General features: G+C 54.0%; 24 protein-coding genes and 1 pseudogene. 13 read left to right on the top strand and 12 right to left on the bottom strand.

Annotated elements, in window-relative coordinates; all coding sequences use genetic code 11:
• Positions 1 to 14: 14 nt before the first annotated feature.
• Positions 15 to 539, bottom strand: a complete 525-nt coding sequence (locus AB1287_RS12325; protein ID WP_435617946.1) for a hypothetical protein — start codon at positions 537 to 539, stop codon at positions 15 to 17.
• A gap of 150 nt (positions 540 to 689) precedes the next feature.
• Here AB1287_RS12325 and ydfG point away from each other — a divergent pair, with 150 nt between their 5' ends.
• Together ydfG and AB1287_RS12315 are read left to right on the top strand one after the other, a co-directional pair.
• Positions 690 to 1,439 (top strand): bifunctional NADP-dependent 3-hydroxy acid dehydrogenase/3-hydroxypropionate dehydrogenase YdfG, encoded by a 750-nt coding sequence (gene ydfG, locus AB1287_RS12320; RefSeq protein ID WP_312626393.1) that lies wholly within the window; start codon positions 690 to 692, stop codon positions 1,437 to 1,439.
• 92 nt (positions 1,440 to 1,531) lie between these two features.
• Positions 1,532 to 2,218 (top strand): GntR family transcriptional regulator, encoded by a 687-nt coding sequence (locus AB1287_RS12315; RefSeq protein ID WP_312626392.1) that lies wholly within the window; start codon positions 1,532 to 1,534, stop codon positions 2,216 to 2,218.
• 124 nt (positions 2,219 to 2,342) lie between these two features.
• Here AB1287_RS12315 and AB1287_RS12310 read toward each other — a convergent pair whose 3' ends face one another.
• From AB1287_RS12310 to AB1287_RS12270, 9 genes are all read right to left on the bottom strand, one after another.
• The gene (locus AB1287_RS12310; RefSeq protein ID WP_435618172.1) at positions 2,343 to 3,806 is read right to left on the bottom strand and encodes a mannitol dehydrogenase family protein; all 1,464 of its coding nucleotides are present in this window, start codon (positions 3,804 to 3,806) and stop codon (positions 2,343 to 2,345) included.
• A gap of 148 nt (positions 3,807 to 3,954) precedes the next feature.
• A complete protein-coding gene (locus tag AB1287_RS12305) occupies positions 3,955 to 5,289 on the bottom strand; it encodes an MFS transporter (RefSeq protein WP_435617945.1) in 1,335 nt (444 codons plus the stop codon).
• 24 nt (positions 5,290 to 5,313) lie between these two features.
• The gene (locus tag AB1287_RS12300) at positions 5,314 to 6,696 is read right to left on the bottom strand and encodes an MFS transporter (protein ID WP_435617944.1); all 1,383 of its coding nucleotides are present in this window, start codon (positions 6,694 to 6,696) and stop codon (positions 5,314 to 5,316) included.
• Between the two features lie 52 nt (positions 6,697 to 6,748).
• The gene (locus tag AB1287_RS12295) at positions 6,749 to 7,768 is read right to left on the bottom strand and encodes a Zn-dependent oxidoreductase (RefSeq protein WP_435617943.1); all 1,020 of its coding nucleotides are present in this window, start codon (positions 7,766 to 7,768) and stop codon (positions 6,749 to 6,751) included.
• Positions 7,769 to 7,802: 34 nt separating this feature from the next.
• The gene (locus tag AB1287_RS12290) at positions 7,803 to 9,356 is read right to left on the bottom strand and encodes an MFS transporter (protein WP_435617942.1); all 1,554 of its coding nucleotides are present in this window, start codon (positions 9,354 to 9,356) and stop codon (positions 7,803 to 7,805) included.
• A gap of 25 nt (positions 9,357 to 9,381) precedes the next feature.
• Positions 9,382 to 10,788, bottom strand: a complete 1,407-nt coding sequence (gene uxaC / locus AB1287_RS12285) for a glucuronate isomerase (protein WP_435617941.1) — start codon at positions 10,786 to 10,788, stop codon at positions 9,382 to 9,384.
• 35 nt (positions 10,789 to 10,823) lie between these two features.
• Entirely contained in the window at positions 10,824 to 12,038 is a 1,215-nt protein-coding gene (rspA, locus tag AB1287_RS12280) for a starvation-sensing protein RspA (RefSeq protein WP_312626384.1), read from the bottom strand.
• Between the two features lie 158 nt (positions 12,039 to 12,196).
• Entirely contained in the window at positions 12,197 to 13,480 is a 1,284-nt protein-coding gene (locus tag AB1287_RS12275; protein WP_435617940.1) for an MFS transporter, read from the bottom strand.
• A 164-nt stretch (positions 13,481 to 13,644) separates the two neighbouring features.
• The gene (locus AB1287_RS12270; RefSeq protein ID WP_435617939.1) at positions 13,645 to 13,971 is read right to left on the bottom strand and encodes a YnfA family protein; all 327 of its coding nucleotides are present in this window, start codon (positions 13,969 to 13,971) and stop codon (positions 13,645 to 13,647) included.
• A gap of 111 nt (positions 13,972 to 14,082) precedes the next feature.
• Here AB1287_RS12270 and AB1287_RS12265 point away from each other — a divergent pair, with 111 nt between their 5' ends.
• From AB1287_RS12265 to speG, 3 genes are all read left to right on the top strand, one after another.
• Positions 14,083 to 14,298, top strand: coding sequence for a hypothetical protein (locus AB1287_RS12265; RefSeq protein WP_435617938.1), 216 nt, complete (start codon positions 14,083 to 14,085; stop codon positions 14,296 to 14,298).
• A gap of 101 nt (positions 14,299 to 14,399) precedes the next feature.
• A complete protein-coding gene (locus tag AB1287_RS12260) occupies positions 14,400 to 14,741 on the top strand; it encodes a DUF1283 family protein (RefSeq protein ID WP_312626379.1) in 342 nt (113 codons plus the stop codon).
• Between the two features lie 55 nt (positions 14,742 to 14,796).
• Entirely contained in the window at positions 14,797 to 15,351 is a 555-nt protein-coding gene (gene speG / locus AB1287_RS12255; protein WP_312626378.1) for a spermidine N1-acetyltransferase, read from the top strand.
• Here the strand turns inward: speG and AB1287_RS12250 are convergent.
• Positions 15,345 to 16,025, bottom strand: a complete 681-nt coding sequence (locus tag AB1287_RS12250) for a YnfC family lipoprotein (RefSeq protein ID WP_436799842.1) — start codon at positions 16,023 to 16,025, stop codon at positions 15,345 to 15,347. The genes speG and AB1287_RS12250 overlap by 7 nt on opposite strands.
• Before the next feature lie 133 nt (positions 16,026 to 16,158).
• On the opposite strand from AB1287_RS12250, the gene AB1287_RS12245 reads away from it, so the two are divergent.
• The 8 genes and pseudogenes from AB1287_RS12245 to AB1287_RS12210 form a co-directional block, all read left to right on the top strand.
• A complete protein-coding gene (locus AB1287_RS12245; RefSeq protein WP_435617936.1) occupies positions 16,159 to 16,416 on the top strand; it encodes a DUF1161 domain-containing protein in 258 nt (85 codons plus the stop codon).
• Between the two features lie 131 nt (positions 16,417 to 16,547).
• A complete protein-coding gene (gene ynfE / locus AB1287_RS12240) occupies positions 16,548 to 18,992 on the top strand; it encodes a selenate/tellurate reductase subunit YnfE (protein ID WP_435617935.1) in 2,445 nt (814 codons plus the stop codon).
• A gap of 124 nt (positions 18,993 to 19,116) precedes the next feature.
• Positions 19,117 to 19,731, top strand: coding sequence for a Tat proofreading chaperone DmsD (dmsD, locus tag AB1287_RS12235; RefSeq protein ID WP_435617934.1), 615 nt, complete (start codon positions 19,117 to 19,119; stop codon positions 19,729 to 19,731).
• 285 nt (positions 19,732 to 20,016) lie between these two features.
• Positions 20,017 to 20,730: an osmoprotectant ABC transporter permease OsmY gene (gene osmY / locus AB1287_RS12230; protein WP_435617933.1), complete on the top strand. Its 714-nt coding sequence runs from the start codon at positions 20,017 to 20,019 to the stop codon at positions 20,728 to 20,730.
• 19 nt (positions 20,731 to 20,749) lie between these two features.
• Positions 20,750 to 21,652, top strand: a complete 903-nt coding sequence (locus tag AB1287_RS12225) for a glycine betaine ABC transporter substrate-binding protein (RefSeq protein ID WP_435617932.1) — start codon at positions 20,750 to 20,752, stop codon at positions 21,650 to 21,652.
• 9 nt (positions 21,653 to 21,661) lie between these two features.
• Entirely contained in the window at positions 21,662 to 22,309 is a 648-nt protein-coding gene (gene osmW, locus AB1287_RS12220; RefSeq protein WP_312626369.1) for an osmoprotectant ABC transporter permease OsmW, read from the top strand.
• Complete coding sequence (gene osmV, locus AB1287_RS12215) at positions 22,309 to 23,457, top strand: osmoprotectant ABC transporter ATP-binding protein OsmV (protein WP_435617931.1); 1,149 nt, start codon at positions 22,309 to 22,311, stop codon at positions 23,455 to 23,457. The genes osmW and osmV overlap by 1 nt, the downstream gene beginning before the upstream one ends.
• A 323-nt stretch (positions 23,458 to 23,780) precedes the next feature.
• Positions 23,781 to 24,020 (top strand): annotated as a pseudogene (locus AB1287_RS12210) (DUF4225 domain-containing protein); the annotation flags it as partial.
• A gap of 467 nt (positions 24,021 to 24,487) precedes the next feature.
• Here AB1287_RS12210 and AB1287_RS12205 read toward each other — a convergent pair.
• Positions 24,488 to 24,691, bottom strand: a 204-nt coding sequence (locus tag AB1287_RS12205; protein ID WP_435617930.1) for a cell envelope integrity TolA C-terminal domain-containing protein, incomplete at its 5' end; no start/stop codon positions are given.

The raw sequence follows: 24,691 nt of genomic DNA, 5'->3' as shown, positions 1-24,691 counted from the left end.
ACTGGCTTGAGCAACTACCCCAGCCTGTACGCAAAAACGTGAATCATATTGGCCGCTAAAGGGTAAATCCCCAGAGACTCGGTTCTCTCCTTTGCTTCGTTGAGCGTAAGCCCGGATACGGGTTCACGCCCACCCCAGATGAGCAGCCCCTTTTTAGCGTAGTCTTCCACGACTTCGAGGGTTTTCCCATTGTTAAGCTCTATCACCACATTTTTACTTGTCAGTGGAATCAGATGGCCACTGTCTTCAGAAATGAACAGTTCCATTTTTATGGGGCTCATTACGTTTTCACGGCACGGCGCGACGATAATCCCATTAGCGGCCACGGAAGTGATATTAAGTTGGGCGTGTTTCATGGCTGGCGCGTGCTCTGAGGGTTCCCGTCCTCCCCAGATAGTCATACCGTCGGGTATGGCCGGAGGCAAAGGTTGCTGACTATCCGTCAGTTCCAGTATTTTGCCGTCTTCAAACTCTGCCACCACGCTTCTTCCCTGCAGAGGCTTAAGAGCGCGCTCCTTCATAACGGTAAAAATTTTCATCTGCTCTCCTCTTCAGCATTTTTCCCTGGTCAATACAATAGCCGATTCCCCCCTCACTGTACGATGTGACTGGAAACAAAGTTCCGTTAACGATGGCCAGCGGTGCGTGCTATGGTATGAGTTCAGTTAAAGCATTGAGGAACAGGAAGAATGATTGTACTCGTTACCGGAGCCACCGCCGGGTTTGGTGAAAGCATCACCCGCCGTTTTATCGCTAATGGTCATAAAGTGATTGCCACGGGTCGCCGCCACGAGCGCCTGCAGGAGCTGAAAGAGGAACTCGGCGATAACCTGTTAACCGCACAGCTCGATGTCCGCAACCGTGCGGCGATTGAAGAGATGATTTCCGGCCTCCCCGCCGACTGGCGCAACATCGATATTCTGGTCAACAACGCCGGGCTGGCGCTGGGCATGGAGCCTGCGCAAAAAGCGAACGTTGATGACTGGGAAACCATGATCGACACCAACAACAAAGGTCTGATCTACATGACCCGCGCGGTGCTGCCGGGCATGGTGGAGCGTAACGCCGGCCACATCATCAATATCGGCTCAACTGCCGGCAGCTGGCCATATGCGGGCGGCAACGTTTACGGCGCGACCAAAGCGTTCGTTCGCCAGTTCAGCCTGAATTTGCGCACCGATCTGCACGGCACCGCCGTTCGCGTCACCGACATCGAACCAGGCCTGGTAGGCGGCACCGAGTTTTCCAACGTTCGCTTTAAGGGCGACGATGCAAAAGTCGGGAAAACCTATGAGAACGCCAATGCGCTGTCTGCGGAAGATGTGTCCGAAGCCGTGTGGTGGGTGGCAACGCTGCCAAAACACGTCAACATCAATACCCTTGAAATGATGCCGGTCAGCCAGACCTACGCCGGGCTGAGCGTCCACCGTCAGGGTTGATACCGTTCTGCCCTCCCGGCTACGTGCCGGGCTGGGCGCAGCGTTAAAATCAGCGTAAAATAACACACTTCTTTCAGGATCAAGACAGAGCAATGACCGCAGAATCGCAACTCAATCCGACACAGCCCGTTAACCAGCAAATCTACCGTATTTTGCGCCGGGATATCGTGCATTGCCTGATAGCGCCGGGCACGCCGCTGTCTGAGAAAGAAGTGTCAGTCAGGTTCAACGTATCGCGTCAGCCCGTCCGTGAAGCCTTTATTAAGCTTGCCGAAAACGGTCTGATTCAGATTCGCCCACAGCGTGGCAGCTACGTGAACAAAATTTCGCTCTCACAGGTGCGCAACGGCTGTTTTGTGCGCCAGGCCATCGAATGTGCCGTGGTGCGCCGCGCGGCCACGCTCATCACCGATGCGCAGTGCTATCAGTTAGAGCAAGACCTGCACCAGCAAAGAATTGCCATCGACAGACAGCAGATTAACGACTTCTTTATGCTTGATGACGAGTTTCACCAGCGGCTGTCGCAAATTGCCGATTGCCAACTCGCGTGGGATACCATCGAAAATATCAAAGCCGCCATCGACCGCGTGCGCTATATGAGCCTGGACCACGTCTCCTCCCCGGATATGCTGCTGCGCCAGCATCAGGACATTTTCAGCGCGCTGGAGAAACGGGACGTTGATGCAGTCGATAAAGCGATGACCGTACATTTGCAGGAGATCAGCGAGTCGGTGCTGTTGATTCGGCAGGAAAACCGCGACTGGTTTAGCGAAGAATAGTTCTGCGAAATGCCGTTGCCTGGCGGCGCTACGCTTGCGCAAGCCTACAGGCCTTGCAGACCGGGCTGGCAATAGCTCCCCGGCAAAAAAGAGAATGCCGCCCCGAATGAGGCGGCATTTTTTATTACAGCTTCGCAGTAAACTCCGCCACGGTCGCTTTCGCACCCTTCGCCAGCAGCGTGAGATAAGCTTCTGTAACCTGCTGCACAAAGCGGGTTTCCAGCAGCAGTTCTTTACCGAAAATCGCTTCAATGCCCAACAGCGCCTTCACACGAGCCTCGCCCTGCTCGCTGGCATTGACAGCAGCCTGAATGGTGGTCAGCAGCGGGTCGCACACCTCAATGGCTTCGCCTTGCTCGTCGGTGCCGTCAACGTAGCGCATCCAACCCGCCACGCCCAGCGCCAGCAGGGAAAAATCGCTGTTTTTCACCAGATGCCAGCGGACGGAATCGAGCATACGCTGCGGTAATTTCTGGCTGCCGTCCATCGCAATCTGCCACGTGCGGTGACGCAGCGCCGGGTTGCTGTAGCGATCGATAAGCAGGTCGGCATAACGGGCCAGATCCACCCCTTTCACTTTCAGCGTCGGCGCCTGCTCTTTCAGCATCAGCGCATGAGCAGCACGGCGGTAGTTGTCATCTTCCATGCATTCGTTAATGTGCTGATAACCGGCCAGATAGCCGAGGTATGCAAGGAAAGAATGACTGCCGTTCAGCATGCGCAGCTTCATTTCCTCAAACGGGATGACGTCGTCCACCAGTTCCGCGCCTGCTTTTTCCCACTGCGGACGTCCCGCCACGAAGTTGTCTTCAATCACCCACTGACGGAATGGCTCACAGGCCACGCCAGCCGGATCGCGCACGCCGGTGATGGATTCGATTTTATCCAGCGTATCTGGCGTAACGGCAGGCACAATACGGTCCACCATGGTAGACGGGAAGGTGACGTGTTTTTCAATCCATGCGGCCAGATCTGCATCCAGCGCGCGGGCATAGGCGCGTACCACGTTGCCAAGCACATGGCCGTTTTCCGGCATATTGTCACAGGACATCACGCTGAACGGCGCCAGGCCAGCCGCTTTACGGCGAGCCAGCGCTTCCACCACCACGCCAGGTGCGGACATTGGCTGGTGTGGGTTTTGCAGTTCGGCGGCGATCATCGGGTGATCGAGGTTCAGTTCACCCGTGGCAGGATTATGGCAGTAGCCTTTTTCGGTGATGGTTAACGAAACGATCGCCACCTGCGGCTCGCACAGTTTTGCAAAAACCGCTTCCAGACCATCAACCTGGGCGTGCAGCGCGTCTTTCACTACGCCAACTACGCGAGCGGTCCAGGCATCGGCGGACATTTCCGCCACGGTATAGAGGTTGTCCTGGCGTTTCAGGTCAGCAATCTGCTGCTCGCCGCCAATCAGGTTAACTTCGGTGTAGCCCCAGTCGCTGCCGTGCTCCTGGGCAAGAATATCGGTATAAACGGCCTGGTGCGCGCGATGGAATGCGCCGAAGCCGAGGTGAACGATGCGGGAGACCAGCTTTGTGCGGTCGTAGTTCGGGAGTGACGCTTTAGCTTTCAACAGGTTATTAGTCATCATGAGGCTCATTGTTGTGAGAGGTCGTCGAACTTTAGGCTGTAGACCATCTCATGCAATTGGTATGACATCTTTGATTTTCATCAACTGCCATACAAGAAGGGAGTTGCAGAGCAGGCAAATGCGACCTGCCCCGCAAAACGATTAGCTACTTTTCTCCCCAGTGTTGATATTCTGCCTTCCTTTTAAGCGGTGCGGTTTCCGGCATCAGCGCCAGCCCCACCAGGGAAACGGCGCCGAGCACAATTACGTAGGTAGCCATACCGTAGTAATGTCCGCCCGTCGCCTGCAGGATTTTCACCGCGACCAGCCCCAGAATGCCGCTGCCAATCAGCGACCCCAGTTGCCAGATAAGTGCGATACCGCTACAGCGAATATGGGTTGGAAACAGCTCCGGGAACCAGGAGGCCTGAGGGGCATAACACATGCTGTGGCCGAAGGTGATCACCAGAATCATCGCCAGCTGCGTCAGCCAAAAGCTGTCCTGATTAATCGCCAGAAAGAACGGGACGATCGCCAGGACCTGAATGATTGCCCCGGTGATGTAAACAGGTTTTCGCCCGATACGGTCGCTTAGCGCGCCCATTGCGGGGATCGCGACAATTTCCAGTAAAACGGCCACGATCATTGCATCCATCAGCCAGGTGGCATTGAGCTGGTTCGCCTTTCCATAGGCAAGCACGATCACCGTGAACATCGCAAAAGTGCAGGCTTCGATGAGTTTGGCGCTGACCCCCTTCACCACCAGCCCCGGATAGTCGCGTATAACCTCCACCACCGGACGCGATTCTGCCGCTTTGGTATCGCGGATCTGGGCAAAGACCGGCGATTCATCAATTTTCAGACGGATAAACAGCCCGACAAACACCAGCACCGCACTCAGTAGAAAAGGAATGCGCCAGCCGTAATCCATCATCTCTGCACTGGTCAGGGTCATATTCAGGATGGCAAACAGCGCCATCGGCAAAAGAAAACCTGTCGGTGCCCCAATCTGTACCCAGCTGGCATAGAATCCCCGCCGCGACGGCTCGGCATATTCGGCGGTCATTAACACTGCGCCAGCCTGTTCGCCCCCTACGCCAAAACCTTGCAGCACGCGAATGAAAATAAGCAAAGCGGGAGCCCAAAAACCAATTTTCTCATAAGTGGGTAACAGCCCGATGCAGAACGTCCCGAGGCCGACAATGAGAATGGTGATCACCAGCGCTTTTTTGCGCCCGACTTTATCGCCAATATGCCCGAATACGATGCCACCCAGTGGCCGGGCAAGGAACCCTACGGCATAGGTAGCAAATGCTGCCAGCGTGCTAATTAGCGGATCGCTGCTTGGGAAAAACAGGTGGCCGAAAAACAGGACTGCTGCGGTGCCGTAAGCGAAAAAGTCATAATACTCTGCCGCCGTACCGATCGCCGATGCCGTTGCAACACGGCGGATTGTCGACACGTTACTCGTCTGATACGAAATATTGTCTATGTTCGCCATATCATTAACCTCAGTAAAGTTGTACTAGCGGTTCACTGTTTGCCCATACGGCACCGCAGTGCGTTCAGGCGCTTGCTCCGCAGCATCCTGCAACAGACTCAAATCGCGATCGCGCACTTCTGGCATCAGCGCAGCAGAAATCAGGCCTATCAGCGAGTAGCAGATAATCATCGCGACCATCGGCCACCAGCTTCCGGTCAGGTTGCAGAAAATCCCCGCCAGCAACGGACCGAATCCAACGGCCACCAGCCCACCCGCCTCTTTGGCAATGGCCATCCGGGTAAAGCGATTTCGCGAGCCAAACATTTCCGCCATGGTGATATTTTCCAGCGCAAACAGGCCCAGCACCGCCACGTTATGGATAACAATCAGGCTGGTCATGATGACGCCCGGCGCGTGGCTCTTGTCGACGATAAGCGCCAGCATCGGATAAGCCAGAATGATGGCCGAGATATTGAGAATGATGTACGGCAGGCGGCGGCCATATTTGTCCGAAAGCCAGCCCAGCAGCGGGATGGTGATAAAGCCAATGACTGAACTTATCATCAGGGCGTCGGTGGGAATCGCCTTATCAAACACCAGGGTTTGTACCAGATACCCCGCAAGGAACGTCTGAATCAATCCTGAGTTACCCGCCTGCCCGAAACGCAGCCCTGTCGCCAGCCAGAAGGTTTTGCTGCGGAACATCGCGCCAAGCGTGTTTTCCTCATGCTTACTCTGGTTTGCTACGGCCCCGCTCTCGCTGACTTTCTCAAACACCGGGCTCTCTTTGAGATTCAATCGCAGCCAGATAGCGAAAATCATCACCACTACGCTTGCCAGGAACGGCACGCGCCAGCCCCAGGCCACCAGCGACTCGCGATCGAGTACGAAGAACATCAATGCCCAGATGGCCGTGGCGCTGAGCGTACCGCAGTTAGTGCCCATCGCCACCAGCGAGGAGATAATCCCGCGTTTACCTTTCGGTGCGTACTCAGCCAGCATGGTGCCCGCACCGGAAATTTCGGCCCCGGCTCCCAGCCCCTGAATGATGCGCAGCGTCACCAGCAGCACCGGCGCGAAAATACCAATCTGTGCGTAAGTCGGCAGCACGCCGATAAGCGTGGTGCAGATCCCCATCATGGTGATGGTGATAAACAGCACCTTTTTGCGCCCGATCCTGTCGCCCATTTTGCCGAAGATAAAGGCTCCGACGATGCGGGCAATGTAGCCCGCGCCGTAGGTGCCCATCGCCAGAATCAGCGCCATCGCCGCAGACTGCTCCGGGAAAAATATTTCATGGAAAACCAGCGCAGCCCCAAGCGAATAGAGTTGAAAATCCATGAACTCCAGCGCGGTGCCGAGCCAGCCGGAGACCGCGGCGCGGGTTAAATCTTTCGTGCTTCGTACAGGTTGATGTTGCGTCATAGTGTTGTTCTCGAAAGTAAGAGGCGTACGGCTCACTCGCTCTCTGTTTTAATTATTCTGCAAAGGTCAAGAGCACCTTGCAGCAACGCTTCTGGTCTTTTTCAAACACCCCGATGGCCTCACCGACCTGTCGGTAATCCATGACGTGGGTAATCAGCTTGTCCGGGTCTATAAGCCCTTTCTCCAGCCAGTCGATAACCACCGGGAACTTGTTGGCGTTGAGGCGCGAGGAGTAGACCGTCAGCTCTTTGCCGGTGATCCCCTGCTGCGCCACCTGGGAAGGTTCGCCAGAGAAGCCCATCAGCACGATTCGCCCTGCCGGAGAAGCCAGGTTCACGGCCTCCTGCAAAATCGACGGATGACAGGCCGCGTCGATAATCAGCGTTGGCTTGATACCTTTTGCCTCAAGCTCCACCTGTAACGACCGATCTGCATTGTTGATCGCCCAGTCCGCGCCGCTTTGCTCAGCCATTGCGAGACGCTCCGTAATACGATCGACGACAATCACCTGGCTGACCTTATAGACGCCCTTCAATGCCTGGACGGTCACCAGCCCCATCGGCCCGGCGCCATAAACCAGCGCTACGTCCTGCGGCGTCGGTTTTGCCTGCCCGGTCACGTTCGCTGCGATGGTGAATGGTTCCACCATGACCGCATGCTTGTCCTGAATAACGTCCGGAATCGGCCAGGCGTTCTTTGCGGGCACGACGGCGTACTCACTGAACCCACCGTCCCGATGCACGCCCAGCACCACAAGCGAAGTACAGACGTTCGGTTTGCCGACCGAACACGGGTAACAGTGGCCGCAGCTGATGACCGGGTCGACGCTGACTCGCTCGCCCAGGCGGGCGTCACTTATCCCTTCGCCAACCGCGTCGATGACGCCAAAAAATTCGTGACCAATCACGCGTGGATATTTCGCAAACGGGTTGTGGCCGCGGTAGATATGACTGTCGGAGCCGCAAATCCCCGCCAGCTTCACTTTTACCCTCACCTCACCAGCAGCCGGAGTGGGCAGTGTGCGCTCTTCAATCACTAATTCATCAGGTTGACGAATGACTATGCTTTTCATTTTGTAGGTTTCCTGTAATCACGACGTCATTGCGTCAGTGAGCTGATGTAACGGATGCTGTCTTCCGGTTGCCTGCCCGCATCGCAGTGTCGTTTTCAAGCCATAGCGCGTCATAGCTGTAGCCTGTTAAATCTTCAACAACCTGACGCGTCTCGTCGCTGACGGCGTTCTTCAGCCCGCGAGCCTTCAGCCGCTCCACTTCGTCGACGAAAATCTTGTGTGTGCGCTTGTTAAGATGGAATGTGCAGGCCTGCCACAGAGCAATGATCAATAGCCCTCCCGTACCGATGAACAGCATTGCAGCAATGGTGGAGATCGCTTCCTGTGGCTGGACCAGGCTGCCTTTCACAAACCCGCCGCTTTGCAGCATCACGCCAACGACAAACGTCGCGATGGCTACCGTCGTCTTACGTGAGAAGGTCATGACTGCGGCAAACAATCCCTCACGACGCTGCCGGGTGATCATCTCGTCAATATCGGGAATAAACGGGAAGACGTTCCAGGGGGTAAACTCAAGAACGCAACGCCCAATCTGATAAACAGCGGCAAGGCAAAGGAGTACTGTCACTTTGTTATCAGGCGGGAACTGATAAACCATAAAGAGGCCCGCCAGACACAATAGCATCGTGGTATAGGCAAAAACGTACAGTCGGGACGGTCCGAACTTAATGATGGCGACGCCCGCCAGTAACGTCACCGGCAGCCCCACAATACTCATTGACAGCAATGTTCCCGAAAGCGATGAAGAGACATTCAGGCAGTACACACAAAAGAAGACAAAGACGGTGTTATAAACATCCTTTGCGGTAAAGGAGAACAGATAGATTGCCAGATGTTTACGAAACGCCCTCACCTTTAAGGTTGATAAATATTCCCTGAAGAGATTCCCTACGGTGGCAATTTTTTCATTCAGCGAACGTGGCGCTGTCTCCTTTTCCATTTCCGCGAGCATTTCAGGCGTCAGTTCCCGCTCCCATGTCACCTTCCAGGAGATAAATACGCAGACCATAAACAGCACGGCGAATACCACACCATTAATAAAGTATGCGTCAGGATCCTGTTCACCAAAATGACCGATCAGCAGTCCTGGAATAAAGGTTGCCAGAAACGTTCCTGACGCCGAAAGGAACATCCGGCACGTTGAAAGTTTGGTCCGCGAGTTGAAGTCCTTAGTCATTTCCGAAGGAAGCGTTTCCCATGGAATTAAAACCATGGCGGCAATCACTTCAAACGCAAGGTAAACGGCGAGGTAGAACCAGAAGTTCATTCCATTTACCCAGAGCAGTATATAGACCAGCATCAACGGCGCCCCAATCAGCAAGAAGAAGCGGCGGCGACCAAATCGTTTACCCAGCGCATTTTTATAAAAATGATCGGTAAAACTCCCCATAAACAAACTGACTATTGCATCCACGACTCTGGCAATAGCCACAATGGATGCGGCCTCCACGGGAGAGAGGCCAACAAAAGTGGTGTAGTAAAATAACAACCATGCACCGATAACGGTAAACGCACCGCCGCCCATAATATCTGTCAGACCATAACCGATGCTGACAGGTATTGTTATTTTTTTAAAGGTACGAGCCATGTTCTATCCTCTTACGAGAAGATTTTTAAAATTTGAAGTAGTTACAGGCGTTATCGTGGCAAATATTTTTAACCATTCGGGTCAGGATATTATTATTATCAGGGACCTCGCCCCGCTGAACCCACTCGCCTATTAAGTTGCACAATATTCGACGGAAATAATCATGTCGCGGATATGAAACAAGGCTGCGCGAATCCGTCAGCATTCCCACAAAGTGCATTAGTAATCCCTGGTCCGCCAGACAGGTTAACTGGTTCTCCATACCTCTTCGCGTATCGTTAAACCACCAGCCTGAACCAAACTGAATGGGGGACTTAATCCCATCTTCGGCTGACTGGAAGTTGGAGATAGTCGTCGCCACCACATCGTTGTAGCTGGCGTTAAGGTTGTAGATAATCGTTTTTGGCAGGCCTGCATGCTGGTTCATTGCGTTAAGCAACTGATTCAGATTCAAGGCCAGTCCGTTTTGATCGCTAATGGAATCGAACCCCATGTTGATTCCGAGCTTGCTGTACATGTCACTATTATTATTCCGAAGCGCGCCGAAATGAATTTGCATCGCCCAGCGGTATTTTTTGTAATGCGCAGATAACATGACAAACATCGCACTATTTAACTGTGCATGCTCATGCCCGGTGAGTTCTTCCCCAGCGCATTTTCTTGTAAACAGACTGGCAATACATTCAGGTGTAGCGCTGCAATAAGTGATATTAACGGGGCCGTGATCGGAAATACGACAGCCGGACTGATGGAACCACTCAATTCGCTGCGCAATGGCTTTATCGAAATCAGCAAATGACGCTATCTTTACATAGGTTAACGCAGACAGTTTATCCACAAAGGCAGAAAATACTGCCGATGATTCTTCAAAAATGTCGTCTGGTCGAAATGTCGGTAATACTTTTGTGCTAAAGGAATTATCTTTTTGAAGCAGACGATGATATTCCAGTGAGTCCAGGGGCGCATCTGTTGTACAAATCACTTCTACATTCGAGCGCGTAATTAAACTCCGTGGTCTGAATGCCTCCGTTTTTAACAGTCGATTGCAATGCTCCATCACCTCACGCCAGTTACTGCTATCCAGAAGAAGATGACAGGAAAAATATTTACTCAGCTCCAGATGGGTCCAGTGATAAAGCGGATTGCCAAACGCCGATTCAACGGTTTCAGCCCATGCTTTAAATTTCTCTTCTGAGGTAGCATCACCTGTAATAAAACGTTCATCCACACCATTCGCCCGCATCGCACGCCATTTATAATGGTCGCCGGAAAGCCAAAGCTGTGTAATATCTTTTATTTCTTTATTTTCATAAATTTCTTTTGCGTCAAGGTGGCAATGATAGTCGACGATCGGCAATTGCGAAGCTACTTCTTTATAAAGCCGAACACCGACTTCATTGTTGATCATAAACCGATCGTTAATGAAGTCCATGTTTGTTTCCCTTATGAATGAATGTGCTTAATTCCTTACCAGTTCCATAAAGTCCCGTCTTCAAGTCTCGCTACCGGAAGATAAGCTGGATCGTAGGGATATTTCGCAGCCAGCTTTTCATCGAACTCAATGCCAAGACCCGGCTTGTTGCCTGGATGCATATAGCCGTTGTCAAACGTCCAGCTGTGCGGGAAGACTTCCAGCATCTGTTCGGAATAGCCCATATATTCCTGCACGCCGAAGTTAGGCACCCACAGGTCAAAGTGCAGCGCAGCAGCCATGCACACAGGTGAAAGATCTGACGGGCCATGCGAACCCGTGCGGACCTGGTAAAGCGAGGCAAAATCTGCAATGCGGCGCATACCGGTGATCCCACCCGCGTGCGTTATCGTGGTGCGGATATAGTCGATAAGCTGCTCTTCTATCAGCTGCTTGCAGTCCCAGATGCTGTTAAATACTTCACCCACCGCAATCGGCGTGACGGTGTGCTGACGAATCAGGCGGAAACACTCCTGATTTTCCGCAGGGGTCGGATCTTCCATCCAGAACAGACGGTAGTCTTCGATGCTTTTACCAAAACGCGCAGCCTCAATCGGCGTCAGGCGGTGGTGCATGTCATGCAGGAGGTGTTCGTTGAAGCCGAATTTTTCGCGCACGGCGTCAAACAGCTTTGGCGTGAAGTCGAGGTATTTTTCCGTCGACCACAGCTGCTCTTCCGGCCACTGGCCTTTGGTTGCCGGTTCATACGCCAGCCCTTTTCCTTTCGCCATGCCGTAGGTGGTTTTCATGCCCGGCACGCCACATTGCACACGAATGGCTTTAAAGCCCATCTCTTTGTGCCGCGCGTAATCTTCCAGCACGTCGTCAATGGTGTGCCCGGTGGTGTGACAGTAAACCATAACGCCTTCGCGTGACGCGCCACCGAGCAGCTGATACAGCGGCATGTTGGCGGCTTTGGCCTTGATGTCCCACAGTGCCATATCAACGGCAGAAATGGCCGACATGGTGACCGGCCCGCGGCGCCAGTAAGCTCCTTTATAAAAGAACTGCCAGATATCCTCGATTCGGTGAGCATCCCGCCCTATCAACTGCGGGCAAAGATGATCTTTCAGGTAGGATGCTACGGACAGCTCGCGTCCGTTTAACGTGGCATCACCAAGACCGGTGATGCCTTCGTCGGTGGTGATTTTCAGCGTAACGAAATTACGCCCTGGGCTGGTGACAAATACCTCTGCGGCTACAATCTTCATTTTTGATCCTTAGGTCTCATCGTCTATGGGCGAAACTTAGCGCCTTTGATAACTACCATACAAGTATATTGATCAAAAAGAGTTCAGCAGATCACAAAAAAGAAACCAGCGAGGGAGTGAGAAACCCGGCAGCAGATCTGCACCGGGCCAGAGAGGGGTTATTCGATGCGGTCTTTAACGATGAAGAAATAGCAAAGCGCACCGGTAAAGGTCACACAGGCGGCAATCACCAGTGCGAGGTTAAAGGAGTGCGTGGTGTCGACCACCCAACCGGTGACAATGGGCGCGAAGGAAGCAAAAACAAAGCTGCCAAAGTTCTGGATAGCCGCAACGGAGGCGACTTTGGTTTCTGCGACCATCACCTGCACCAGTCCCCAGGCGGACGTTCCGGCAAAATGCACGCAGAACAGCGCCATCGAAATAAAGGCCACGGCCTGGGCAGGAGAAGACGACTGTACCACCAGCAGCGTGCCCAGCGCCGAGAGGATGAGACCCAACACGATGGCCGTTTTACGCGTTTTCGCAAGGTCATAGCCGCGTCGCGCCAACGCATCCACCACCAGGCCATTAGTCCACATGCCTACCGCCGCGGCCAAAAACGGTATCGCAGCAACCCAGCCTGTTTTCGCCAGGCTGAGGCCCTGCTCCGCCTGCAGGTATCCTGGTAGCCAGGCAATGTACAGCCAGCCGGTATAGTTCACGCCAGAAAAGCCGAGGATCATGCCCCAGGTGGTCCGGCGTTTAAATAACGCCAGCCATTCGCTGAACGCCAGCTTTGGCTTCGCCACTACGGGCGCGGAGAGGTACTCACGTTCGTCCTCGTTCAGGGTGAACTGCGCGCGGTTGCGATACCAGGCATACCAGCAGATTCCGACCAGAATCCCCGCCAGGCCAATCACCACAAACATCGTTCGCCAGCCCCAGGCCAGCTGCATCACCACCAGCGCTGGCGGGGCGATGGCCTGCCCAATCACCGTTGAAGAATTAAAGATACCCAGCGCCGTGCCGCGTTCTTTTTGTACGTACCAGTCACTGATCGACTTTACCCCCGCGGGCATAAACGGTGCTTCGCCGATGCCAAGACCAATACGCAGTAAAATGAAGTGGCTGAAGGAGTTTACGATGCCAGTCAGCGCCTGCATGGCGGACCAGAAAATCAGCCCGGCGCCGAGAACCACGCGTGGCCCGAAGCGGTCGAGCAGGATCCCCGCAGGCAACTGCGAAAAACCGTATGAGAGTGAGAAGGCTGAAAGCAGCACACCAAATTCCGTCGCCGAAAGGCCCAACTCGCCGCGGATGGCCTCCCCGGCAACGCTTAGCGATGAGCGGTCGAGAAAATTCACAATCCCGGCAATAAACAGCAGCGCCAGGGTCACCGTCTGAATCGTTTTTATTCGGGCAGGCTTTGCAAGCCCCGCCTCTGCCACCACATCAATTGCCATACGCGCTCTCCTGTCAGTCTTGAGTGCGCACCGTTCAGGATGCGCAAAGTAGCGGAACAAATCCGGCTACTACCATACAAGAACAACAGGTAAGAAAATGCAGAACGATCACAATTATGAAACATTCAGGAAACCCTCACCGTCCCACAGTGAGGGAAACAGGGTCAGGCTCGACCCCAGCCCGCCACGATAATTAACATACCGCACAGGGCAGTCGCCGCCCCGGCCCAGTCGTAGACGCTCAGACGCACGCCATCAACATAGCGCAACCACAGCAGCGCAGTGCAGACATAAACGCCGCCGTACGCGGCATAGACCCGACCACTCGCCGCCGGATGCAGGGTCAAAAGCCAGACAAACAGCGCCAGCGAAACGCCCGCGGGCAGCAGCAGCCACACTGTTGCCCCGCGTTTTAGCCACAGCCATGGCAGGTAGCAGCCAATGATTTCGCATAGCGCGGTGGCAAAGAAGAGCAGACTCGTTTTCAGCATGAAGGATTATTTCCATCCACAGTCGGCAAAGTTCTTAAGGATAAATTAATCTTTATAAAGGGAGAATCGCTTTTCTCTCTGAGAGTCCCGAGGCCATTGAGGTGCAGTAAGATGAGTATCGACAGAATGGCGAAGATGGTGCTCCGCCGCCAGGGCATTGGCGTAAAGGATAAAGTCGTGCGGTTTCGCGGGAGTACGATTGTGTTTCGCTACAACCAGGACGGCTACGACATTTTCATCAACGGGCAGAAAATCAGCTTCGTTAAAACCAAAGACGTAAACGAGGCCGTGCGAATCTATAAATCCACGCTTAGCAGTCCTTGCTGACCCTTCCAGCGTCAGCTCGCCAGGCGGCTATTCCCTGCTCAGGAGTTGGTGTAAACTCTGCGTGTGGGATTACCGTTTTTATCACCCTAAAGGAAACAGCAATGAAAGTGACCCTTAGCAAACGCCTGTGCCTGACGGCTATGCTGGCACTGGGTGCCATCGTGTATACCGCGACTGCATCTGCGGACACCAGCAAACTCATCATTGAGTCCGGTGACAGCGCGCAGAGTAAGCAGAATGCGGCGATGGACAAGGAGCAGTGGAACGATACCCGTTCCCTTCGTCAGAAGGTGAACACCCGCGTTGAGAAAGAGTGGGATAAAACCGACGTGGCCTTTGATACCCGCGACAAGTGCGAGAAGAGCGCAAACCTGAACGCGTACTGGGAACCGAATACCCTGCGCTGCCTCGACCGCACCACCGGTCGTCCGCTAGTGCCGTAATTCCTCAAGGGCGCCCATCGGCGCCCTTCTTCTGTCGACTTAAAAAGGACATCACATGGCCGATGCTTATACCGTTAGGCTGCGCCCGCTGGAACGCGAAGATCTGCGCTTTGTACATCAGCTGGATAACAACGCCAGCGTTATGCGCTACTGGTTCGAGGAACCCTACGAGGCGTTTGTTGAGCTTTCTGACCTCTACGATAAACACATTCACGATCAGAGCGAACGACGATTTGTTATCGAGTGCAACGGCGAGAAAGCGGGTCTGGTGGAATTAGTGGAAATTAACCACGTTCACCGCCGCGCCGAGTTCCAGATCATCATTTCCCCGGACTTTCAGGGTAAAGGGCTCGCCACAAAAGCCGCGCAGCTGGCGATGGATTACGGCTTCACCGTGCTCAATCTCTACAAACTCTACCTGATTGTGGATAAAGAGAACGAAAAAGCGATCCATATCTATCGCAAGCTCGGTTTCCAGGTGGAAGGCGAACTCATCCATGAGTTTTTCATTAACGGGGAATACCGCAACACCATTCGTATGTGCCTGTTCCAGCATCAGTATCTGCCCAAACACAAGGGCCACACGCTGCTGAAACCCACGGCTCAATAATATTCAATGGTGTTTTTGATGGTGTAATGCCGGGTAACAGGCGGCTTTGCACTGTCATCCACTATCTCTAAATCACAGCTCAGCGGGTTGTTGTGCTTGTCGTAGTCGCAGGTCTGCGCCACGTTGCCGATCGTTTTGTCATTCAGCAGACTGACCGCAGTGTAGTCCAGCTTTTTAAGCGCGTCTTTCGGCGGCGCGGCGATCACCTTCAGCGTTTCTTTGCCGCTGACGGTCGTTTTACCCAGCGGATAGCCGTCTTTGTCATAGCGATAATCCACGGTAAATTCTTTGCCGTGCGCGGCAACGATAAAGCCGTTGTCGTCCGTATCCCACGTTACGCCCGCCGTCGGCATCCCCGCAAGCTGGCATTTGCCCTGCAACAAAATGCGCTTTTCCTGAGTTGTGCCGTCGAGATAGTAGTTGGCGTCCAGCACGAGCGTCGCCCCGGTATTATTCTCCAGATCGTGCAGCTCAATGAGATCAAAGCACCCCTCTTCAGAAAGGCGGGCGCTGACGCGCTTAGTGACTTCACCCTTTTCATTCATCAGCGTCTGGCTGAAATCTTTGACCGGCCCACGCAGGGGATCGAAATCAAACTCATTGGAAAAACTGGCCATCTCCGGCGTAAAGGCTACCGGCCCCGAGGCATTGTCGCAGGCGGTGAGCAGGCTCATCAGCGGCAGCACGAACAGCAGTTTCTTCACAGCGCGTCCTTCACGTTAGAATTTTCTCAATCATATTAGCAAATACAGCACTTTACACTAAGGGTGCTATGCTTTTATCTCACTCAGCGATAAGGAGATGCGTATGAAAACGACTCACTGTCTGGTTGCCCTGCTGCTGGCCGCGTCTGCGCCTGCCTTCGCCGCGGCCCCCGAGTCCTGCGAGCGCGTAAAGGAAGACATTCAGCAGAAAATTGTGAATAACGGCGTGCCGGAGAGCGGCTTTACGCTGGACATTGTGCCCAACGATCAGGCCGATCGTCAGGATGCTCAGGTCGTCGGCCACTGCGCCAACGATACCTTTAAAATTCTCTATACCCGCAGCGGCAACGATCAGCAATAGCCCCCTGCAAACGAAAGATATTATCTCTGGCTTGACCAGGGATAATATCTGCATACTCCTAAGTAAGTAACATCCCTCCATCCAAAAGCCGCGATCGCGTCCGGCTAATAATGACAACGATGGAGTGAACAATGTCTGAACAAAACCAGCATGAACACCCAGGCGGGATCAGTCGCCGTTCTTTGATCAAATCCTCCGCACTCGGTTCTCTGGCGCTCGCCGCCAGCGGCATCTCTTTACCTTTTACCCTTAAAAGCGCAGCGGCAGCCGTCCAGCAAGCCACTCAGGCTGACGATAAAGTCGTCTGGGGTGCCTGTTCGGTTAACTGCGGCAGCCGGTGTGCGCTGCGTCTGCACGTGCGCGATGATGAAGTTTATTGGGTTGAAACCGATAACACCGGCGAAGACATTTACGGCGATCATCAGGTCCGTGCGTGCCTGCGCGGGCGCTCCATCCGCCGTCGCATTAATCACCCGGAACGCCTGAACTACCCGATGAAACGCGTTGGCAAACGCGGTGAGGGAAAATTTGAGCGCATCAGCTGGACGGAAGCGCTGGATATGCTGACGGACAGCCTGAAGCATGTGGTTAAAGAGTACGGCAATGAGGCCGTCTACATAAACTACACCTCCGGGATCGTCGGCGGCAACATCACCCGCTCTTCTCCTTCCGCATCGCTGGTGGCACGCCTGATGAACTGCTACGGCGGCTCCCTTAATCAGTACGGAACCTACAGTACAGCGCAGATTGCCTGCGCCATGCCTTACACCTATGGCTCCAACGACGGCAACAGCACTTCGGACATTGAAAACAGCCAGCTGGTGGTGATGTTCGGTAATAACCCGGCGGAAACGCGCATGAGCGGCGGCGGCATCACGTACTATCTGGAACAGGCGCGTGAACGTTCCAATGCCCGCATGATCGTCATCGACCCGCGCTACACCGATACTGCCGCAGGCCGTGAAGACGAATGGGTGCCAATCCGGCCGGGCACGGACGCCGCGCTGGTCGCCGGTATGGCATGGGTGTTAATCAGCGAAAACCTCGTGGATCAGCCGTTCCTTGATAAATACTGCGTCGGCTACGATGAAAAAACGCTGCCGGAAGGCGCACCCGCTAACGGCCATTACAAAGCCTGGATTCTGGGCCAGAGTGATGATGCAACAGCCAAAACACCGGAATGGGCTTCACGCATCACCGGTATTCCGGCGGATAAAATTATCAAGCTGGCGCGTGAAATCGGTACCGCTAAGCCGGCCTATATCTGCCAGGGCTGGGGCCCACAGCGCCAGGCCAACGGCGAACTCACTGCCCGCGCCATCGCAATGCTACCCATCCTGACCGGTAACGTCGGTATTAGCGGCGGCAACAGCGGCGCACGTGAATCCACCTACACCATCACCATCGAGCGCATGCCGGTGCTGACAAACCCGGTAAAAACCGCCATCTCCTGCTTTACCTGGACCGATGCCATCGAGCGCGGAGCCGAAATGACCGCAACCCGTGACGGCGTGCGCGGCAAAGACAAGCTGGACGTACCAATTAAGTTCATCTGGAACTACGCGGGTAACACCATCATCAACCAGCACTCGCAGATCAACCGCACTCATGACATCCTCCAGGATGACAAAAAATGCGAGATGATTGTGGTCATCGAAAACTTCATGACCGCCTCAGCGAAATACGCCGATCTGCTGCTGCCGGACCTGATGACCGTCGAGCAGGAAGACATCATCCCCAACGACTACGCAGGCAATATGGGCTATCTGATTTTCATCCAGCCCGCCACGTGCGCGAAGTTCGAGCGTAAGCCGATTTACTGGATCCTGAGCGAAGTGGCTAAGCGGCTTGGCGCAGACGTTCACCAGAAATTTACTGAAGGCCGCACCCAGGCCGAATGGCTGCAGTACCTGTATGCCAAAATGGTTGCCAAAGACCCGCAGCTGCCGTCTTACGAAGCGCTTAAAGCGATGGGCATCTACAAGCGCAAAGATCCCAAAGGCCATTTTGTTGCCTACCAGGACTTCCGCAAAGATCCAGAAGCAAACCCGCTGAAAACACCGTCGGGAAAAATTGAAATCTACTCTGAACGGCTGGTGAAAATTGCTGAAAGCTGGGATCTGGAAAAAGATGACACCATCAGCCCGCTGCCGGTTTATGCCTCCACCTTCGACGGCTGGGATGCCCCCGAGCGCCGCGAATATCCGCTCCAGCTGTTTGGCTTCCACTACAAAGCCCGGACCCACTCCAGCTACGGCAACGTCGATGTGCTGCAGGCCGCCTGCCGTCAGGAAGTGTGGCTGAATCCACTGGACGCGGCCAAACGCGGCATCCGCAATGGTGATAAGGTGCGCGTGTTTAACGATCGTGGCGAACTGCGCATTGAGGCGAAAGTCACGCCGCGCATCATGCCGGGCGTCAGCGCGATGGGCCAGGGCGCGTGGCACGACGCCAGCATGAGCGGCGATCGTGTCGATCATGGCGCCTGCATTAACACCCTGACAACGCATCGACCCTCGCCGCTGGCGAAAGGTAACCCTCAGCACACCAACCTCGTGCAGATTGAAAAGGTGTAGAACCTTCAGTCTCGCCCGGCGGCAAGTTGTTTGCCGGGCAATGCTCCCCGCGCTGTCTGTTGGTTATAATTACTCACATTGAAAACCCGGCGGAAGGTATCCCGCCGACATCAGGAAAATCGTTATGTCTCAACCGAAATTCGTTGAAGCCATTGCCGTTACGGGCCGCGTGCTCGGCGGTCTGTTTTATTACGACCCACAAAGTGAAAACATGCGCCCGCTGGTCAGCGCCTTTCGCGACGGCAGCTGGGCGCAGGAGTGGCCAGAATCCATCCCCTTCAATGCAGCGCTGATCAACGCCTTTCAGGCTGAATCCCCGGAGCCGCTGAGCGACGCTTTTCAGCGTCTTTTCATCGGCCCTTACGCATTGCCCTCACCGCCATGGGGCTCCGTCTGGCTGGATCGGGAAAATGTGCTGTTTGGTGACTCTACTCTCGCTCTGCGTCAGTGGATGCGCGAAAACGGGGTTGCTTTTGAAGCCCAGCAGAACGAACCGGAAGATCACTTTGGCACGCTGCTGATGCTGGCCGCATGGCTGAAAGAAAACCAGCGCGAGGAGGCGTGGCAACAGCTCCTGAGCTGGCACCTTCTGCCATGGTCAGGCCGATTTCTTGAGGAGTTTGTGGCCCAGGCAGGTCATCCGTTTTACGAAGCACTCGGCAAGCTGACGCAGCAGACTCTGGCTTTCTGGCAAACGCAGCTGCTGGTGCCGGTGGCCGACAAAAAGCTTTACCGCTAATGCCCTTACGCCCGCTGCATGCGGGCGACTTAACTTAAATTTCAGCCACCTGCCCGCCCTAAATTGTGACAATGTCACTTTTCCTTTTCCGTTTTAAGACTTTTCTGTTCATTGACCCTTCAGCCGTTATGCTCTAAGGCGTAACACCTCATTTACAATCAGCGCCCTGCTCGCTTATTTCGGCCTCTTTCTGGAATCCTTCCCAATCGCTTGCTATAGGTCTGAAACCCTGCCGGAACATGGCATTACAACACTTATAAGCATGCACAGGGAGACACATCTGCAATGCAAAGCTCATTACTGACCCGCGCGCTGCTGTTTATCGGCGCAATTATCGTGGTCCTGGCGTTACTCACGTGGGGAATTGGCCTGGAGACGATCCGCGAACGTAAAGTAGATTTGCTCTATCTCGGCCAACAGCACCTGATCCTCGTCTTTTCCTCGATGTTTTTCGCACTGTTAGTCGGTATTCCCAGCGGAATTTTGCTCAACCGTCCTGCTGCCAGGGGCATAGCGGAATACGTGATGCAGATTTTCAATATCGGTAACACCCTGCCTCCTTTGGCGGTGCTGGCGCTGGCAATGGTGGTGGTTGGCATCGGCGATAAACCCGCCATCGTGGCGCTGTTCCTTGCTTCACTTCTGCCCATTGTGCGCAATACCTACGCCGGGCTGCGTTCAGTGCCAGGATCGCTGCTGGAAGCCGCCAACGGTATCGGCATGACCAAGTGGCAGCGGCTGATGCAGGTCGAGCTGCCTAATGCCTGGCCCGTGATGCTGTCGGGCATTCGTATCGCTACCGCCATCAACGTCGGTACGGCACCGCTGGCGTTCCTGATTGGCGCCAGCAGCTACGGTGAGCTGATTTTCCCCGGCATTTATCTCAATGATTTCCCGACGCTGATTCTGGGTGCGGTCGCCACGGCGCTGTTTGCGCTGATCCTCGATACGCTGCTGGCAGGTCTCGGTCGTTTACTCAGCCCGCATACCGTCGAATAACAACAATAAGGAGCTAACCATGAGACGACTGACACGCCTGTTTGTCGCCGCCGCTACGGCTGCGCTGCTTGCCAGCCAGGTACACGCAGCCCCGCTGATTCTGGCAACCAAAAGTTTTACCGAGCAGCATATTTTGTCGGCCATGACCGTGCAGTACCTGCGCAAGAAAGGATTTCAGGTACAGCCGCAGACCAACATTGCTACGGTTATTTCTCATAACGCAATGATTAACAAACAGATTGATATTACATGGGAATACACCGGCACTGCGCTAATCATCTTCAACCACATTAACAAACGCATGTCGCCGGAAGAGTCATACGAAACGGTGAAACGCCTGGAAGCGAAGCACGGCCTGGTGTGGCTGAAGCCTGCAGAGATGAACAACACCTATGCCTTCGCGATGCAGCGTAAGCACGCCGAAGCAGAAAACATCAACACCATGTCGGAAATGGTGGCGAAGATTGAGCATATCCGTCAGACCGACCCAAAGAATAACTGGCTGCTTGGGCTCGACCTCGAGTTTGCCGGACGCAGTGACGGCATGAAACCACTCCAGCAGGCCTATCAGATGCCGCTCGACAGGCCGCAGATCCGCCAGATGGACCCGGGTCTGGTGTACAACGCCGTGCGTGACGGGTTCGTCAATGCCGGGCTGATTTACACCACCGACGGGCGGGTAAAAGGCTTCGACCTGAAGGTTCTGAAAGACGACAAAGGCTTCTTCCCCAGTTACGCCGTCACGCCGGTGGTGCGCAAAGACACGCTGGAAGCCAATCCGGGTCTGGAAGAGGCGCTGAATACGCTGTCCGGGTTGCTGAATAACGAGGTGATCACCGAGCTGAACAAGCGCGTGGATATCGATCACCAGACGCCGCAACAAGTGGCGCAGGACTTCCTGCGCAGCAAAGGCCTGGTGTAAGGAGAACCCATGGAAACGCTGCATTACATGATTGATAACTGGGGCTATCTCGCCACCCTGACCTGGCAACATCTGTGGCTGGTTCTGCTGGCTGTGGGGCTGGCGATCGTGATTGGTGTTCCGCTGGGCGTACTGATCGTGCGTCACAAATGGCTCGCCACGCCGATTCTGGGAGTGACCACGATCTTGCTGACCGTTCCCTCCATCGCCCTGTTTGGCCTGATGATTCCGTTGTTTTCGCTGATCGGTCAGGGTATTGGTGCCCTGCCCGCCATTACGGCGGTCTTCCTCTACTCGCTGCTGCCGATTGTGCGCAATACCTACACGGCGCTGGATAGCCTGCCACCGGGGCTGCGTGAAGCGGGCCGCGGCATCGGTATGACCTTCTGGCAGCGCCTGCGCTGGGTGGAAATTCCGATGGCGCTGCCGGTTATCTTCGGCGGCATTCGTACCGCCGTCGTCATGAATATCGGCGTGATGGCGATTGCCGCGGTCATCGGTGCCGGTGGCCTTGGCCTGCTGCTGCTGAACGGCATCGGCGGGAGTGATATTCGTCTGTTAATTGCCGGGGCGCTGATGATTTGCCTGCTGGCCATTGTGCTCGACTGGTTGCTGCACCGCCTGCAGATTGTCCTGACACCAAAGGGGATCCGATAATGATAAAGTTAGAAAATCTGACCAAACAATTTACGCAAAAGAACGGCCAGAGCTTTAACGCCGTAGATAACGTCAATCTCAACGTGCCGGAAGGCGAAATGTGCGTTCTGCTGGGCCCGTCCGGCTGTGGTAAAACCACGACGCTAAAGATGATTAATCGTCTGATCCCGGCAAGCAGCGGGAAAATCCTGATCAACGGCCAGGACACCAGCGAAATGGACACCGTCAGCCTGCGCCGCAATATCGGCTACGTCATCCAGCAGATTGGCCTGTTCCCGAACATGACCATCGAAGAGAATATCACCGTCGTGCCGCGCATGCTGGGCTGGGAGAAAGCCCGCTACAAGGCCCGCGCCGAGGAGCTGATGGACATGGTAGCGATGGATCCAAAGAAATTCCTCAGCCGCTACCCGAAAGAGATGTCCGGCGGGCAGCAGCAGCGTATCGGCGTGATTCGCGCGCTGGCGGCCGATCCTCCGGTGCTGCTGATGGATGAACCATTCGGTGCGGTCGACCCGATTAACCGCGAGGTTATTCAGAACCAGTTCCTTGAGATGCAGCGCCAGCTGAAGAAAACCGTCATGCTGGTGAGCCATGATATCGATGAAGCGCTGAAGCTTGGCGATCGCATCGCCGTGTTCCGTCAGGGCCGCATTGTGCAGTGCGCCAGCCCCGATGAGCTACTGGCAAAACCGGCGAATGAGTTTGTCGGCTCATTTGTTGGTCAGGACAGGACGCTGAAGCGCCTGCTGCTGGTTTCAGCGGGCGACGTCACCGATCGGCAGCCAACCATTACGGTCAAGCGCGATACCGCCCTGCCGGAAGCCTTCGCGACGATGGACGATAACGATATTCGCGCTATTACCGTGGTCGATAACGAAGGTAAACCGTTAGGCTTCGTCAAGCGCCGCGAAGCGCGCAATGCATCAGGCAGCTGTGCGGATCTCCTGCACCCGTTCCGCGCCACGGGCAAAGCGGACGACAACCTGCGCGTGGTGCTCTCGAAGCTGTATGAAAGCAACACCAGCTGGATGCCGATTGTCGATGAGGACGGACGCTATAACGGCGAGATTTCCCAGGATTATATCGCCGACTACTTAAGCTCCGGCAGGACACGACGGGCGCTGAATATTGGTTCGGTGGAATAAAGTATTGCCCGACTGAGGTAAAAGTAAAAGCCATCTTCTCAGAAGGTGGCTTTTAAGAATGCCCATGTAGGGCTTAGGTATCCCCACTAATCTGTTTTCTGGTAGCCCCGCCTAGACCATCAGGTGCTTATTCCTAAAAAAAAGCCAATTGTTTGATTTTCAATCTGTTCGGTAACAAAATTTGCGTACATATGACCGTAAGATATAACAGGGAAATGGCAAATGGATACAGCGTTACTTGAGATGGCAGGCCCAGGCAGAAGAAACAAAGCCTGGGCAGAAAGCATGGTTAACCTTGAGGCCAGAAAGCTGGTGAGTACATTATGGGATTCAAAAACGAGTCAGGGCTTGCTGTATATAATGCCATTTCATTAGCATCCAGCATTTATAGTATTGCTGGATTATCCAGAAGACCAGAAGCCTGGCGACTTTTCCGTTACTTGCCAGCCGACTTTTACAGAAAAGTAAACACTATGAGCACCCCAAAACTGACTATGAAGATAGCCGGTTACGGTGTGAAGGCCAAAGTGATATTTGACCTTATCAACACCGATAAGAACTAAATTTATTTTCCCCTACAAAACCGCCAGCATTTAAATGAGATAACTGGTGGTTGAAGGAATACAATAAGTACAGATACAATAGCAAAAGATAGTCCAAAAGAGATGATCTCATTCATAGAGTCAAACAATAGAACATAAATAAAAAAAAACAAAAAGAAACATAATCATAAAAAATATCCTTTTAAATCTTTTCGCTAAATCCCTGATAACGTCCTCAATCGTTCCCCCGAAGTTATCAATATTGTTCTGAAGCTTCTGCAACTCCTTCGCAGTAAACCCTGAAGCCAGAAGGCGTTCTTTGCTAAAATCTATTGTCATTACATCAACATCCTTATCTGTATAATTCAACTTGTCTAATAATCACAAAATCAGCCCGAATTTGCCATAACATCTGCTACCAGCACTGCCCTCGTATTTCATGGTGCTCACCCAGAATACATTCAAGTTTGCACAGCCGGGCAGCACTATCAGAATACAAAATCCAGACGTGCATTGTTGAAACGCTGATAAACCTTCTCGTCAGGGGTCGGAGGTATTTTTGCCTGACGGACCGCCTTCAGAATAGCTTCACAGAAGGCGGGATCGCCCTCTACAGCCCGGGCATTTTTCACGGTGCCATCCCGATCCAGCGCTATCTGAACTGAGCAAGCTTTGTAAGCATCCCTGCAAAA

Origin of the sequence: Scandinavium sp. UTDF21-P1B, assembly GCF_040750395.1 — a bacterium.
Taxonomy (GTDB): domain Bacteria; phylum Pseudomonadota; class Gammaproteobacteria; order Enterobacterales; family Enterobacteriaceae; genus Scandinavium.
This window is presented reverse-complemented; position numbering and strand designations above follow the sequence as displayed.